This is a genomic window from Brevundimonas sp. SH203, assembly GCF_002157625.1.
Taxonomy (GTDB): domain Bacteria; phylum Pseudomonadota; class Alphaproteobacteria; order Caulobacterales; family Caulobacteraceae; genus Brevundimonas.
In genome coordinates this window covers 305,218-319,424 of record NZ_BDMM01000003.1, presented here as the reverse complement: position 1 = coordinate 319,424, position 14,207 = coordinate 305,218, and the positions used below count along the sequence as shown (strand labels likewise).

General features: G+C 69.7%; 13 protein-coding genes. 8 read left to right on the top strand and 5 right to left on the bottom strand.

The annotated features are described in order from the left end of the window. Positions 1 to 45 precede the first annotated feature (45 nt). The 6 genes from cysK to SH203_RS08450 all read left to right on the top strand — a co-directional run bounded on the left by cysK (position 46) and on the right by SH203_RS08450 (position 4,502). Positions 46 to 1,026: a cysteine synthase A gene (gene cysK, locus SH203_RS08475; protein WP_087120437.1), complete on the top strand. Its 981-nt coding sequence runs from the start codon at positions 46 to 48 to the stop codon at positions 1,024 to 1,026. Positions 1,027 to 1,196: 170 nt separating this feature from the next. Next, positions 1,197 to 1,757, top strand: a complete 561-nt coding sequence (locus SH203_RS08470) for a hypothetical protein (RefSeq protein ID WP_087120436.1) — start codon at positions 1,197 to 1,199, stop codon at positions 1,755 to 1,757. Next, positions 1,754 to 2,398 carry an OmpA family protein gene (locus SH203_RS08465; RefSeq protein ID WP_087120435.1) on the top strand — a complete coding sequence of 215 codons (645 nt, stop codon included), beginning with the start codon at positions 1,754 to 1,756 and terminating at the stop codon, positions 2,396 to 2,398. Before SH203_RS08470 ends, SH203_RS08465 begins: the two co-directional genes overlap by 4 nt. A gap of 2 nt (positions 2,399 to 2,400) precedes the next feature. Next, positions 2,401 to 2,658, top strand: coding sequence for a zinc-ribbon domain-containing protein (locus SH203_RS08460; RefSeq protein WP_087120434.1), 258 nt, complete (start codon positions 2,401 to 2,403; stop codon positions 2,656 to 2,658). Positions 2,659 to 2,719: 61 nt separating this feature from the next. After that, positions 2,720 to 3,922 (top strand): DUF2336 domain-containing protein, encoded by a 1,203-nt coding sequence (locus SH203_RS08455; protein WP_234989435.1) that lies wholly within the window; start codon positions 2,720 to 2,722, stop codon positions 3,920 to 3,922. Positions 3,923 to 4,073: 151 nt separating this feature from the next. Next, on the top strand, positions 4,074 to 4,502 hold the full coding sequence (locus SH203_RS08450; protein WP_087120432.1) for a MucR family transcriptional regulator: 429 nt from the start codon (positions 4,074 to 4,076) through the stop codon (positions 4,500 to 4,502). Positions 4,503 to 4,749: 247 nt separating this feature from the next. Here SH203_RS08450 and SH203_RS08445 read toward each other — a convergent pair whose 3' ends face one another. The 4 genes from SH203_RS08445 to SH203_RS08430 form a co-directional block, all read right to left on the bottom strand. Beyond that, on the bottom strand, positions 4,750 to 5,865 hold the full coding sequence (locus SH203_RS08445; protein ID WP_087120431.1) for a DUF2336 domain-containing protein: 1,116 nt from the start codon (positions 5,863 to 5,865) through the stop codon (positions 4,750 to 4,752). Further along, entirely contained in the window at positions 5,862 to 6,842 is a 981-nt protein-coding gene (locus tag SH203_RS08440; RefSeq protein ID WP_087120430.1) for a hypothetical protein, read from the bottom strand. Before SH203_RS08440 ends, SH203_RS08445 begins: the two co-directional genes overlap by 4 nt. Positions 6,843 to 6,915: 73 nt before the next feature. Then, positions 6,916 to 7,956 (bottom strand): ABC transporter substrate-binding protein, encoded by a 1,041-nt coding sequence (locus tag SH203_RS08435; RefSeq protein WP_087120429.1) that lies wholly within the window; start codon positions 7,954 to 7,956, stop codon positions 6,916 to 6,918. A 44-nt stretch (positions 7,957 to 8,000) separates the two neighbouring features. Continuing rightward, a complete protein-coding gene (locus SH203_RS08430) occupies positions 8,001 to 9,194 on the bottom strand; it encodes a TonB family protein (protein WP_143275701.1) in 1,194 nt (397 codons plus the stop codon). A gap of 712 nt (positions 9,195 to 9,906) precedes the next feature. On the opposite strand from SH203_RS08430, the gene SH203_RS08425 reads away from it, so the two are divergent. Beyond that, the gene (locus tag SH203_RS08425) at positions 9,907 to 12,798 is read left to right on the top strand and encodes a PAS domain S-box protein (protein ID WP_200808864.1); all 2,892 of its coding nucleotides are present in this window, start codon (positions 9,907 to 9,909) and stop codon (positions 12,796 to 12,798) included. A 172-nt stretch (positions 12,799 to 12,970) separates the two neighbouring features. Here the strand turns inward: SH203_RS08425 and SH203_RS08420 are convergent, their stop codons facing one another. Continuing rightward, positions 12,971 to 13,939: an alpha/beta hydrolase gene (locus tag SH203_RS08420; protein ID WP_087120427.1), complete on the bottom strand. Its 969-nt coding sequence runs from the start codon at positions 13,937 to 13,939 to the stop codon at positions 12,971 to 12,973. A gap of 85 nt (positions 13,940 to 14,024) precedes the next feature. On the opposite strand from SH203_RS08420, the gene SH203_RS08415 reads away from it, so the two are divergent. Beyond that, positions 14,025 to 14,204, top strand: coding sequence for a hypothetical protein (locus SH203_RS08415; protein WP_087120426.1), 180 nt, complete (start codon positions 14,025 to 14,027; stop codon positions 14,202 to 14,204). Positions 14,205 to 14,207 lie beyond the last annotated feature (3 nt).

Below are 14,207 nucleotides of genomic sequence, written 5' to 3'. Positions count from 1 at the left end.
CGAGGCCTTATCTGTTGACCGCCAGCCAATCGAGGAGACCTCCCCATGTCCGACTTCAGCTATGACGCCTCCCGCCACCTGAAGACGGGGCGGGGCAAGGTCTATGACTCTATCGTCGACACCCTGGGCGACACGCCCATCGTGCGCCTGCCACGGCTGTCGGCGGAATACGAGGCCAAGGCGACCGTGCTGGCCAAGCTGGAGTTCTTCAACCCCATCGCCTCGGTCAAGGACCGGATCGGCGTGGCCATGGTCGAGGCGCTGGAGCAGGCGGGCAAGATCAATGCGGACACGGTGCTGGTCGAACCGACCAGCGGCAACACCGGCATCGCCCTGGCCTTCGTCGCCGCCGCCAAGGGGCTGAAGCTGGTGCTGTGCATGCCCGAGAGCATGTCGATCGAACGGCGCAAGATGCTGGCCCTGCTGGGCGCCCAGCTGGAGCTGACCCCCGCCGAGAAGGGGATGAAGGGCGCCATCGCCCGCGCCCAGGAACTGCTGGAGACAACGCCGAACGCCATCAGCCCCTCGCAGTTCGAGAACCTGGCCAACCCCGCCATCCACCGGGCGACGACGGCCGAGGAAATCTGGAACGACACCGCAGGCGCGGTGGACATCGTGATCGCGGGCGTCGGCACGGGCGGCACCATCTCGGGCGTCGGTCAGGCGCTGAAGGCCAAGAAAGCCTCCGTCCAGATGATCGCGGTGGAGCCGGAGGCGTCGCCGGTGCTGTCGGGCGGCCAGCCGGGACCGCATAAGATCCAGGGCATCGGCGCCGGCTTCGTGCCCGCCATCTACGACCCCTCGGTCGTGGACGGGGTGGAGCAGGTGTCCAACGACGACAGTTTCGACATGGCGCGCAAGGCCGCCCGCGTCGAAGGCATCCCGGTCGGCATCAGCTCGGGCGCGGCCCTGACGGCGGCCTTCCGCCTGGCGGCGCGCGAGGAGAATGCGGGCAAGACCATCGTGGTCATCATCCCCTCCTTCGCCGAACGCTATCTTTCGACGGCGCTTTTCGAAGGGCTTTAGACGGCGCTTGATTCACGCTTTTCGACGCCACCGCCGCACGGTGCCGTCGAAAAACGATCAAGCGCCAAGCGGAGCCTTTCGGTCGCTCGCGTGTTCGATAACGGACGCGCGTGCGGCTCCGCTTGTTGATCGGCGCGGCGCGCGGAGGATCAACAACGCCGGAGCGTTTCATGACTGTCGCCCTTCGCCTGATCGCCGCCGCCGGGGTCTCGGCCCTTGCGCTCGCCGCCTGCTCCAAGACCGACGACAAGGCCGCCGCGTCGATGTCGCCGGACGAACAGGCCGCCGCCGCCGCCAATACCCCCGTCACCGCCCAGCCGCGCCAGACGCGCAATGTGCCGGTGGACGTGCAGGGCGTGACCGAGGTGGGCGCCACGGTGCGGGTCAAGAACGTCGATCTGGCCGAGGACGCCACCATACTGGACGTCAGCATCTCGTTCGCCAGCGACATGACCAACAATGTCGAGATGGCGACCAACGCCACCTATATCGAACTGCCCAACGGCCAGAAGCTGCGTCTGAAGCCGCCCGAGGGCAATCCGAACATGAACATCGTCAAGGGCGACACCATGAACGGCCGCCTGGTCTTCATGGGCGCGGTGCCGGCGGGGACGCCGCAGATCTCGCTGGTCTTCAACGAAGGCTCGACGTCGGACAGCATCATCGGGCCGTTCCTGCGGATGACCATTCCGCTGACGGCCCAGGCGGCGAGCGCCGGAGCCGCCGGATGACGGGGCGGCACGCGCCCGCGATGGCGGCGGCGCTGCTGGCCGCCGGCCTGACGCCCGACATGGCCTCGGCCCTGACCGTGCGGCTGATGAGCGGCAGCGCCATCGGCATGAAGTCGACCTTCGAAAAGGCCGAGGCGCCGATGTCCACCTTTCAGAAGGCGGGGCCGGACAGCGAGCTTCAGAGCGTCTTCGTCTCGTCCGAGGTGGCGCCCGAACGGGTGGAAACGACCCGCACCCTGCTGAGCGAGCTGAACGCGCGACGCAGCGAGGGGGTGATCGTCATCGACCTGCCCGCCGACGTGCTGTTCGACTTCGACAAGGCGACGATCCGGCCCGACGCCGAACCGGCCCTGACGCGGGCGGCCGAACTGCTGAAAAGCTATCCGACGGCCCAGGTCAGCATCGGCGGCCATACGGACGCCAAGGGCGACGACGCCTATAACGACGGCCTGTCGCTGAGGCGGGCGCGGGCGGTGGCGGAAAGGCTGCAGGCGGCCGCCGGACGCCCCCTAGGCGCCGAGGGCTTCGGCGAGCGTCGGCCCGTCGCCCCCAACGTCAAGCCGGACGGGTCCGACGACCCGGCGGGCCGCCAGAAGAACCGGCGCGTCGAAATCCGCATCACCCCCAAGGCCGGAGGCTGAGCATGGCCCTGATCCCCTGTCCCGCCTGCGCGCGCCAGGTGTCCGACGCCGCCGTCGCCTGTCCCAACTGCGGCCATCCGATCGCGGGCGACAAGGGCGGCGCGAACGGCACGTTCAAACAGGCCCTGACCCGGCCCGAGGCGGTAAAGAGCGGCTTCACCGTGCTGGGGATGTTCGTCGCCGCGCCGTGGATCGCGCGCGTCCTGGCGCTGGTCCTGTTCGTGGTCCTGGCCATCGTGGTCGTGATCTACAAGCATTGACGGCCCTCATGCCCGGTTAACCGCTGGCGGTTACACTGGGTGTATGGGCGAACGAACAGCCATGATCGCGCAAGAGCCTGGGGCGGACACGCCGATCCGGGCGCGCCGGGCGTTGCTGAAACGTCTGGCCGACGTGGTGTCTCTGCCCGCCAGCCGGATCAACGCCTTCGAGCGCGCGGTGACGGGCGATCTGCTGGTCGAGATGCTGCGTCTGGCCACGCGCGAGGAGCGCCGCCGCGTCGCCGCCCGACTGGCGCCCCTGGCCGAACTGCCCAACAGCGTGGCGCGCATCCTGTTGCGCGACGAGGTCGAGATCGCCGGCCTGCTGATCGAACAGTGCGCGTCCTTAAGCGACGCCGACATCGTCGGTTGCGCCCGCGACGCCGGGGTGGAGCATCGGCTGCTGATCGCCGGACGGCGCGGCCTGTCGGAAATCGTGACCGAGACCCTGTTCTCCTTCGGCGAGATGGAGGTGATGGAGGCGGTGCTGCGCAACGCGACCGCCCGCCTGTCGCAGGTGGGGATCGAGGCGGTGGTGGGTCTGAGCCGCCAGGCGCCCGTCCTTTGCGGCCCCCTGCTGAAACGGCCGGAGCTGAGGCCGTCGGGCGCCTATGTCATGTTCTGGTGGTGCGGGCCCGAGGACCGGCGCACCATCCTGCAACGGTTCGCCGTGTCGCGCGAGGTGATGCAGGAGGCGTCCGAGGACGTGTTCGGCATGGCGGCGGCCGAGGACTGGTCCGACCCCGTCGCGCGCAAGGCCCTGCAGTTCATCGAGCGGCGCCAGCGCAATCGCGGCGCCATCGCCAAGGGCCCCTTCGACAGTCTGGAACAGGCGGTCATGGTCGCGGGCCGCGACGGGCTGACGCGCGAGACGGCGTCCGAGATCGCCTTCCTGTCGGGGGTCAAGCCGCTGACCGGCGCCAAGCTGCTGGGCGATCCGGGCGGGGAGCCGCTGGCCATATTGTGCAAGGCCACGGGCCTGTCGCGCGCCGACCTGGCCAGTCTGTGGCGGTCGATGCGCCGGCCCGAGACGACCGCCGACGGTCATGTCCATCCCGATTGGGAGCGGGTGCAGATCAGCTATGAAATGCTGGCCGTGGACCGGGCGCAGACGGTGCTGCGTTACTGGAACTGGTCTCTGTCCTCGGCCCTGACGCCCAGTCTGTTGCGCGCCATACGCGAGGGCGAGGACGATGTGGTCGACGAATATTCGGCGCCCGAGCGCGCGGCGATGATGGTCCTGGCTAAAGACTTCGGCCGCTGAACCTCACCACTACAGATATATGCAATAACGTGCATAGATCGGCCGCCACGGCCGCGTTTGCTTTCGTCGTCGAATAACTCTATTAGCGGAAGCGGGATGTTTCGGCTGTGGAATCGGTCGAACGCAATAGATCAGGAAAGCGAAGACGCGAATGGAAGATAAGCCCGAACTGCTGGAGATGACCGCAGACATCGTGTCCGCTTATGTGGGCAACAATACAGTCTCGGCCGAGACTCTGCCGTCGCTTATCGCCAGTATCCACGCCGCCCTGTCGGGTGTTTCCAATGGTCCGGTCGAGGCCGAGCCGGAACCCAAGGAGCCGGCGGTGCCGATCCGCAAGTCGATCGCGCCCGACTTCCTGATCTGTCTGGAAGACGGCCGCAAGTTCAAGTCGCTGAAGCGCCACCTGCGCACCAAATACGACATGAGCCCCGAAGAATACCGCGCCAAATGGGGGCTGCCGAAAGACTATCCGATGGTCGCCCCGAACTACGCCAAGGCCCGTTCGGAACTGGCCAAGTCGATGGGCCTGGGCCAGGGCGGCCGCAAACCCGCCCGCGCGCCGCGCGCCAAGAAATAAGCCGAGCCTGTTCGGTATAGAGACGCCCGCTTCCGAAAGGAGGCGGGCGTTTTTGCTTTGGGGGACGCACGCTCTTCTCCCTCCCCGTTCCGGGGAGGGTGGTCGCGCAGCGACCGGGCGGGGGCGGCCCGCAAGGGACGCTGACCTTACACATGAAGAACTGCGGGACGTCTTCCGCCGCCCCCGCCCGACTTCGGCTGCGCCTCAGCCACCCTCCCCCGAGGGGGAGGGAGACGTCAGGACGGCGTCAGGCCGCCTGCGCGGTCCGGCGCATGCGCCAGAAGCGCAGGGTGCGGAGCGCGGCGTCGCGGGTCAGTTCGCCGTACATCCGGCCGTAGGCGGCGGCCTTGCCCATCGGATTGTCTTCCGATCCCAGGACGGCGACGGCGTAGGTCAGATAGACGGCGCGGTCCATGTCGGCCGCCTTGCAGACCACCGACAGGGCGTCCAGGTCCTTGCGCTCGACGATGCCGCGCGCGGTGTGGAAGTCGATGTCCGCCAGGGTGGACAGGGCGATCACGAACGAGGTGCGGCCGTTGGAGCGCAGGAAGCGTATCAGCACCTGAGGCGTCAGCTGGCCCGCCGCGTGCAGTTCGTTCACATAGGCCAGGTTGTCGGCGTAGTCGGCCGGCAGGGCGCCGTCGTCGGTGGCGACCCGGGTGCGGCCGGCGGTCAGGGCCGCCTCCAGCAGTTCGGGGTCCATCCGCGCGTTCTGCTCCAGGATCTGGTGACGCAGCCGGGCCTCGACGACGAAATACATCTCGTTCAGCAGATCGACGGGCAGGCTGTGGCGCTCGACCGTGGCGGCGTGAAGCGCCGGATTGGCCTTGGCCCGTTCCACCGCCGTCTCGGACGCCGCGCGCGACAGACGGGCGCCGTCGTTTCGCAACAGGGCGCCCAGGGTGTCGTCGTCGCCGCGTTCGACGATGATGTCCGACACGGCCTCGGGCACCACGGCGCGGCCCGAGACGGCGCGCAGATGGCCTTGGCCGCGCCGGCGCACCACCCGGATCAGATCGTCGTCGGTCAGGACGGTGGAGGCGCGCAGAACCGGCTCGGCGACCTCCAGATCGTCGTCGGCCAGACGCCGGATCAGGCCGTGGGGGGCGTTGGCGGCGGGGGCGAAACGGGCGGCCAGCTCGGCGCGGACGGCCTGTTCCATCTCGTCGGACAGCTTTTCCAGCACCGCGCCGTAAAGGGCGGTCTCGCTGGGGCTGTGGTCGGGGGCGCCGAAGAAGTGGTTGGTCAGCTCGCGCAGCAGCAGGCGGCGCTTGTCGCTGGACTCCTCGCCGGCCAGGGCGATCAGTTCGGGCAGGCGCGAGGTTGAGACGCGGGCGGTCTCGACCAGGGTCTTGTCGTTCATGGAAGGTCGTCGGCCTGGGTCTGGGGCGCCGCGCGCAGCGAGCCGTTGGCGTTGCGGATCAGGGCCGGCGGGGCGTCCGGTTGGGCCAGGTCGTCGGACTTGGGCGTCTGGGTCATCTGCACCGGCAGGGCGTCCAGATAGGTCGGCTGCGGCGTGACGATGGTGTCCGGGTGGCGACCGGCCTGGCGGTGGACCGAATAGTAGCGGGCGGTCTGTTCGCCCGGCGGCAGCTGGGCCGCCTGTTGCGAGCCGGCGATGGCCGCCCCGTCCAGGGCGACGCCGCTCTGGGGCCGCATCAGCCGATAGATGGGCGCGTCGCGACGCGGGGCCATCGGGTCGGCGGCCGCCTGGGCCGAGGGGGGCTGGGCCGAGGGGGGCTGATCGGGCGTCGGCTGGGCGGCGGGGGGCTCGACGGGCGCGGGCTGCGTCGCCGCCGCGACCTGAGGAGCGGGGACGGGGACGGGGGCGGGGGCCGGTTGAGGCGCGGCGTGCTGCGGCGCGGGCTGATAGGCGGCGGGCGCAGGGGCGTCGGCGACCTGGGCGGCCGGGCCCTGAACCTGCGTATGGGCCTCGATCTGGGCGGGCGTTTCGGCGGGACGCTGAGCGGGCGCGGGCGTCGGATAGGCCTGTGGGACGTTGCGGGCGGCCTGGGGGTTGATCCAGTCGCTGGCGGGGGTCAGGCCCCGGCGCGGCGTCGAAGCCGACGGGGTGGCGGCGGGCGGGGGCGCCAGCCGGGCCAGCGGCAGGGTGCGGCTGGCGGCGATCACGGTCGGGGTCGGCTCGGCCGAGGCGGGTGCGTGGGACGGGGACTGGACGGGCGCCAGGCGGGCGCCGACCGGCGGCTTGCCCGGCCAGGACAGGTAACGCAGCCCCGCGCCATTGGTCGGCGCCGACTGGGCGGCGGCGCCGCCGGCCCAGACGCAGGCGAGCGCGCTGGCCGCGGTCAGGAGGGTCTTGAGGACGAGGGCGCGGCGCAAGGCGACACTCCGGCTGAGGACATCAACCGTCAGGATAGGCCCCACCGCTTAACCCCGCGCTAACGACGCTGGATCACCCCCGGCCGGGCAGATAGTTGTCGGTGAAGGCGTCGCGCCAGTTCAGGTTCGTCTCATAGACGCCCGCCTTGGACATCGCCTCGAAGAAGGTCTGCCACCGCTCGGCCGTCAGGGCGCCCAGGCCGTAGAGGGCCGCGTCGCCCCCGTCGACCACGGCCTTGTCGCGCAGCCGGTCGCGCGCCTGATCCAGCTGGGCCTGGGTCATGTCGGGATTGTCGCGGCGGATCAGGGCGTCGCCGGCCGAGGCGTCGCCCCGGATATAGTCGCGCCAGCCCTCGGCCGAACCGGCGATGAAGCTGCGGAGCGCCGCCGCATTGTCGCGCGCGAAGGCGTTGGGGGCCAGGACGATGGCGCCGTAGGAGGGATAGCCCTCGTCCGCCGGCAGGAAGACCCTGGGTTCGAAATCGGCCGCCTGTTCGACCGTATAGGGATCGCTGGTCAGAAAGCCCTGCTGCACCGCGCGCGCATTGGCGATGAAGGGGGCGGGGTCGTAGGCGTAGGGCCGCAGCTGGGCGTCTGTGAAGCCATAGGTCGCCTTCAGCCAGACCCAGAAGGTCTCGATCCCCGCCTGGGCCACCAGGAAGGGGCGTCCGGCCAGGTCGGCGATGGTCTTCAGCGCCGCGTCCGGGTGGGCCATCAGGATCTGCGGGTCCTTCTGGAAGAAGGCGGCGACGGCCCGCACCGGGGCGCCGGACGCGACCAGGTTCATCGGCGTGAAGCTGTTGGACGCCATGCCCAACTCGACGGCGCCCGAGGCCAGAAGCTGGGGTACGTTCACCGCCGGGCCGCCCTGGACGATCTGGACGTTCAGGCCCCGCTTCTCATAGGCGCCGGTCGCCAGGGCCTGATAGAAGCCGCCGTGATCGGCCTGGGCGCGCCAGTCCAGGGCGAAACGCAGCCGCACCCGGCCCTGTTCGTCCACCGGCGCCTCGGACCGGCCGCAGGCGCGCAACCCCACCGCCGACGCCCCCACGGCCGCAGCCCCCGCGATCAGGGCGCGGCGACGGGTCAGGAACCGATTCCCCGATAAACTCATGCCTCTGATCTAAGGGGGGATGGCGGCCTTGGAAAGGCGGGGCGTCAGTCGGTCGCGAGGTCGGCGACCGTCCCGTTGGCGTCGGGCAGGCGGTAGCGGATCGGCAGGACGCAGCGGACCGCGCCGGTCAGGGCCGGCTCGGCGCGGGCGGAGGCGACCAGCCGGCGGGCGTCCTCGCCGAAGACGGCCGACGGCTGGGCGTCGATCACCTCTATGGCGCCCGTCTGGCCCCAGGTCGCCAGGTCGAACCGCACCAGGGCCCAACCCTCGATCCGGCGTTTGGCGAAGGCCGGCGGAAAGCGCTCGGGCGCGATGGTCAACCGCAGCCGTTCCGACACGTCAGCCGGGCAGGACTGCTGCGGGTCGGTTGCCTGCGCGGGCATGTCCGGCGCCGTCAGGGTGTCGCCGATGCGGTTGAAGTTGAAGACGCATCCGGTCAGGGGCGCGCCCGGCCGCAGCACCGTCTCGGAGATGGCGCGTCGGGCCTCTCCATCCAGATCGACGTCGCCGGAAGACCCCAGGGTCTCGACATCCGTGGCGCGCCCCGCCGCATCGACGTTCCAGCGCACCACGGTCCAGGACCTACCGCCCGGAGGCGGGCGACGGCCGATCGTGAAGTCGGGCACGCTGATGGTGCGCGGCGCGCGGTCGCCGCGACCGTCGCCGCAGTCGGCGCCGGGGCCGCCTAGGCGTTTGGCGACGATCTCGCGCAAGGCGCCGCGTGTGCGGGTGACGGCGAAATAGCGCAGCAGATCGTCGGTCGTCGCCGCATCCAGCGGCCTGTTGGAATAGCGGATCGTGGCGCGGCAGTCGACGCGCGGCCCGCCCTGGAAACGCCAGGCGGCCAGCGCCGCCTGTTCGTCCTCCGCCTGGCCGATCCGGGGGATGAAGATCGGGACGCCCGGATTCGACGGCGCATCCGGCCCAGCCGGGGCCCCCCGGATGTCGCGGGCGCGGCCCTGTGCGTCGACCGAGAAGGTCAGGACGACGGCCGCCCTGTCATAGGCGTTGCGGGCGACGCCGATGGCCAGATCGTCGGCGTAGAGGGGCTGGATCGGCCGGCCGTCGCAGGCGATCTCGGTCATGGGAATCTGCAACAGCGACGCGGGCTCGGCCGAGAAAAGACGCCCCTCGCGGACAGGCGAGACCTGCAATGGTTCAAGCGTCTGGCCCGAGGCGGCGGCCAGGGCGGGATATGGGGGCAGGGTCAGGCCGAGGCCGATCAGGGCTGCGCGCATGGGTGTCTCCGACTGCACCCCATGGGTGCAGGTCGAGCGTGGTCTGTCCAGCATGATCGTGTGGTTGGGGCGTGGCCCAATTGAGCGAGGGGACGAAGCGGCGGGCGGACCCGTTTGCTTCGTCCCCTCGCCAAGTCCGGGTTGGACTTGGCCGTTCGGGTCAGGGCCTCGGCCTGGGCGTCGTTTCGGGCGGACCCGGAAGGACGGTCGGCTGTATCCTGTCGCGCTCAGGGTCTTGGGCGTTCGGCGGCCTTGCGACCGCGTCGTCCCCTGATCCCGATCCGGTTCCCCGTTCCGCGTCGATCCGAAGACCGTCGAGGGTCGGAGCCTGATCCCGCCCGCCGCACGTTACGATCCCTGAGGATCGCCCGAAGCGCCGGGTCGGAGAGCCGGGCCGGTTCGCTTGATGTCCGGGGTCTCCCCTGGATTTCCGCGCCGCCGTGTCCCTTGGCCTGTTGACGTTCCGACGAAAGCGGCTATGAGGCAAGCGCCCGATTTCGCCCCGATGTGCACGACTGGCCCGGCGGCGGTGGACAAGCCTGTGAACATCGGTGGACGGATCGAATTCGCGATTGCGGATCAGCCCGTTGCGATTTTCCACAGGAAGACGCCCGAATAGGCTTATGTCCGGTGACGAACACAAGATCGGCTGCAACAACTTCACCGGCTGGGGGTTCTGTGGTCGGCAGACGTAAGGCTTTGAGGAAAAGGCTTGTCCATCACGGTCTCTGAAGGCGAAACCATCGCCTTTAATCGCGCCCAGCTGGTGCAGATGTTCGCCCATGCGCCGGGGTTCATGGCCTTGCTGGTCGGACCCCAGCATCGGTTCGAGCTGACCAATCCCAATTACCAGACCCTGATCGGCCATCGGTCGGTGACGGGCTGCGCCCTGGTCGACGTGCTGAAGGATGCGGTGGACCAGGGCTATCTGGCGCTGCTGGACGCGGTCTATCGCACCGGCGAGGCGCACCGCGCCGAGAGCGCCCTCTACGCCGTGCAGGCCAGGCCGGACGGGCCGGTCGAGGATCGCTACGTCGATTTCGTCTTCCAGCCGATGAAGACGGCGGACGGCCAGGTCTGGGGCGTCTTCGTCCAGGGCGTGGACGTGACCGAGCGGCTGAGGGCGGACCAGGCCCTGGCGCTGAGCGAGCAGCGCTACGGCGCCCTGTTCGCCGCCATGGCGACGGGCTTCTGCGTCATCGAGATGAAGTTCGACGCGGAGGACCGGCCGGTCGACTACAAGATCGTCGAGGGCAACAAGGCCTTCGAGGAGATGACGGGTCTGGCCGATCCCTATGGCCAATGGGTCAGCGACATCGCGCCGGGGCTGGAGCAGCACTGGTTCGATCTGTACGGCGGCGTGGCGCGCACGGGCCGACCGGTGCGGTTCGAGAATCCCGCCGACATCTTCGGCCGCTGGTACGACGTTCAGGCGCTCAGGATCGGGGAGCCGGGCGCCTGGCAGGTCGCCATCCTGTTCAACAACATCACCGAGCGCAAACAGAGCGAGGCGCGCCAGATCGCCCTGCTGGAGCTGAACGACGCCATCCGCGACCTGACCGACGCCGGCGAGATCGCCCAGGTCTCGGCCCGCGTCCTGGCCCAGGCCCTGGGGGTCAGCCGGGCCGGATACGGCACGGTCGATACGGTCGCCGAGACCATCACCATCGCGCGCGACTTCAACCAGCCGGGCGTGGACAGCATCGCCGGGACGCTGGCCTTCCGCGACCACGGCTCCTACATCGAGGACATCAAGCGGGGCGAGACGGTGGCCATCGCCGACGTGGCCCTGGACCCCCGCACGGCCGCGACCGCCGACGTGCTGAAGCGGATCAGCGCCGGCTCCTTCGTCAATATGCCGCTGATGGAGCAGGGCCGGGTGGTGGCCATGGTGTTCGTCAACCATGCGACGCCGCGTCATTACAGCGAAGACGACCTGCGGCTGATGCGCGACGTGGCCGAACGGGTGCGGATGGCGACCGAGCGCGCCCGCAGCGAAGCGGCCCTGCGCGACAGCGAGGCCCAGTTCCGCGTCTTCGCCCAGGCTACGCCGAACCAGATCTGGGCCAGCTGGCCGGACGGGTCGATGTATTGGTTCAACCCCCAGGTCTATGCCTATACGGGTCTGGAGCAGGGCCGGCTGGACGGGACCGACGCCTGGGCCGGGGTCGTGCATCCCGACGACCGGGCGCGCGCGGCGGACGGCTGGTCACGGTCGCTGGCGAGCGGCCAGGTCTATGAGACCGAGTTTCGGATGCGCCGTCACGACGGCGCTTACCGCACCTTCATGGTCCGGGCCGAGCCGGTGCATGACGAGGAGGGGCGGATCACGCGCTGGGTCGGCTCCAACATCGACATCGAGGACCTGCGCCGCCAGTCGGCCGAACTGGCCCGGTTCAACGAGACGCTGGAAGACCAGGTCGCCGAACGGACCAGCGCCCTGATGCAGGCCGAGGAGGCGTTGCGCCAGAGCCAGAAGATGGAGGCGGTCGGGCAGCTGACCGGCGGCATCGCTCACGACTTCAACAATCTGCTGGCCGGGATCACCGGCAGTCTGGAGATCATCGGCTCGCGCATCGCCCAGGGGCGGTTCAACGATGTGGAGCGGTTCTCGGCGGCGGCGCAAGGGGCGGCGCGGCGGGCGGCGGCCCTGACGCACCGGCTGCTGGCCTTCTCGCGGCGCCAGACCCTGGACCCCAAGCCGACCGATCCCAATCGGTTGATCCGGGGGATGGAGGATATGATCCGCCGCACCACGGGGCCGGGCGTCCAGCTGGAGGTCGTGGCCGGGACGGGACTGTGGCCCGTGCTGATCGACGCCAACCAGCTGGAAAACGCGCTGCTGAACCTGTGCATCAATGCGCGGGACGCCATGCCGGACGGCGGGCGGCTGACTATCGAGACCGGCAATCGCTGGATCGATCCGCGCGTGGCACGGGCCCAGGACCTGGAGCCGGGTCAGTATGTCTCCATCTGCGTCAGCGACACCGGCGGCGGCATGTCGCCGGACGTGGCGGCCCGCGCCTTCGAGCCCTTCTTCACCACCAAGCCGATGGGCGAGGGGACGGGGCTGGGCCTGTCGATGATCTATGGCTTCGTGCGCCAGTCGGGCGGGCAGGTGCGGATCTATTCGGAGCGGGACGAGGGGACGATGGTGTGCCTTTATCTGCCGCGCCATCTGGGCGCGGTGGAGGACGAGCCGACCCCCGAGATCGCCGACGCCCCCCGCGCCCAGGCCGGCGAGACGGTGATGGTGGTGGACGACGAGCCGACGGTGCGGATGCTGGTCGCCGAAATCCTGCACGAGCTGGGCTATCAGTGCATCGAGGCGTCGGACGGGGCGTCGGGGCTGAAGCTGCTGCAGTCCGATGCGCGGATCGACCTTCTGGTGTCGGACGTGGGCCTGCCGGGCGGGATGAACGGGCGTCAGATGGCCGATGCGGCGCGGATCGACCGGCCGGACCTGAAGGTGCTGTTCATCACCGGCTATGCCGAGAATGCGGTGGTCGGCAACGGCCAGCTGGACCCCGGCATGCACGTCATGACCAAGCCCTTCGCCATGGAGGCCCTGGGCACGCGCATTCGCGAGCTGATCGAGAGCTAGGGTTACAGCGCTCCGGGTTAGACCCTTCACCCGCTCATCCCGGCGAAAGCCGGGACCCAGACCTTTGGGCGAAGGCTGTGCGAGATTGAGGGCCGGTGGTCATCCGATGCGCCGGAGATGCCAAAGCACTGGGTCCCGGCTTTCGCCGGGATGAGCGGAAGGGAGGGGACTTTTAAAGCCTGCCGTCCAACCAGGACCGGATCGCCCGGCGTGCGCCCCGCGCAGCCGGGCCGCCGAAGTGCAGGAAGCCGTGCGGGGTCTCGGGCACGCGGATCAGGTCGGCGTCGGACGCCTCGCCCCAGCGCGTCGCCATCAGCAGACTGTCCTCGAACAGGGGATCGTATTCGCCGGCCAGGAACAGGGCGGGCGGCAGGCCGGTCAGGTCGGCGTAAAGCGGCGAAACGTCGGCTTGGCGCAGGCCCGCCTCGTCGCGGTCGGGGGCCAGGCGGGCCAGGTCGGCCCGCATCGTCGGGCCGTTGAACAGCAGGGTTTCGGGCCCGGCCGAGCGCACGCTTTCGGTCCCCGACAGGTCGAACACGCCGTAGGTGAAGACGCAGCCCTTCACCAGGTCGATCAGCCCCTTGTCGCGCAGGGCCACGGCGGTCAGGGCCGCCAGATGCCCGCCGGCGGATTCGCCCGCGATGAACAGGGTCGCCGCGCCCAGCCGGTCGACGTTGGTGACGGTCCAGAAGGCGGCCGCCAGACAGTCGGCGATGGCGGCGTCGATATAGACCCGGCGACGCTCGGACAGCAGGCGATAGTCGACCGAGACGACGCAGAAGCCGTGATGCGCCAGATGGGCGTTCAGCCGGTCGTTCAGCCCCGCGCTGCCCAGCACCCAGCCGCCGCCGTGGATGTCCAGAATGACGGCGCGCGGCGTCCCCGTCGGATGCAGGATGCGGAGAGGCACGGGGTGGTCGCCGTCGGTCTGGACGATCTCGACCGTCACGCCGCGCTTCTTCAGCCGGGGCGGGGTGATCCGTCCCGCCGCCGCGTCCAGCCACAGCGACAGCCGCTGACCCGCATCGATCCGCCAGCCGTCCGTCCGCAGACGCGGCGCGCGGCTCAGCACGGCGTTGATCCGCCGCTGGGCCGCCAGCTGCGGCGGCGGGAAGTCGACGGTGTGGCTGCGCAGGGTCATGCGTCAGGAGTGACCGGCGAAGGCTTTGGTTTCAAGCGCCGTCGCGCGTCTTCAGCCCGGGGATGAATCGTGGTCATGCTCTGGCATGAAAAAGCTCACGCCTTTCGCCGTTCTGGCGATCTTCGGTTTCATCGGCCTGCTGACGCACAAGTTCGGCCTGTGGTTCGCGTTCGGAATCGTCGCGGCGCTGGCGGTCGGCGGCGTTCAGCACCGGCGCGATGCGGCGAAGACGCCGCCCGCCGATACGCCGCGAACGGGCGACTGACGC

Excerpts from the sequence above, each read along its gene's own strand:
- cysK (WP_087120437.1), top strand. The coding sequence starts at position 46 with ATGTCCGACTTCAGCTATGACGCCTCCCGCCACCTGAAGACGGGGCGG.
- SH203_RS08470 (WP_087120436.1), top strand. The coding sequence starts at position 1,197 with ATGACTGTCGCCCTTCGCCTGATCGCCGCCGCCGGGGTCTCGGCCCTT.
- SH203_RS08465 (WP_087120435.1), top strand. The coding sequence starts at position 1,754 with ATGACGGGGCGGCACGCGCCCGCGATGGCGGCGGCGCTGCTGGCCGCC.
- SH203_RS08460 (WP_087120434.1), top strand. The coding sequence starts at position 2,401 with ATGGCCCTGATCCCCTGTCCCGCCTGCGCGCGCCAGGTGTCCGACGCC.
- SH203_RS08455 (WP_234989435.1), top strand. The coding sequence starts at position 2,720 with ATGATCGCGCAAGAGCCTGGGGCGGACACGCCGATCCGGGCGCGCCGG.
- SH203_RS08450 (WP_087120432.1), top strand. The coding sequence starts at position 4,074 with ATGGAAGATAAGCCCGAACTGCTGGAGATGACCGCAGACATCGTGTCC.
- SH203_RS08445 (WP_087120431.1), bottom strand. The coding sequence starts at position 5,865 with ATGAACGACAAGACCCTGGTCGAGACCGCCCGCGTCTCAACCTCGCGC.
- SH203_RS08435 (WP_087120429.1), bottom strand. The coding sequence starts at position 7,956 with ATGAGTTTATCGGGGAATCGGTTCCTGACCCGTCGCCGCGCCCTGATC.
- SH203_RS08430 (WP_143275701.1), bottom strand. The coding sequence starts at position 9,194 with ATGCGCGCAGCCCTGATCGGCCTCGGCCTGACCCTGCCCCCATATCCC.
- SH203_RS08420 (WP_087120427.1), bottom strand. The coding sequence starts at position 13,939 with ATGACCCTGCGCAGCCACACCGTCGACTTCCCGCCGCCGCAGCTGGCG.
- SH203_RS08415 (WP_087120426.1), top strand. The coding sequence starts at position 14,025 with ATGAAAAAGCTCACGCCTTTCGCCGTTCTGGCGATCTTCGGTTTCATC.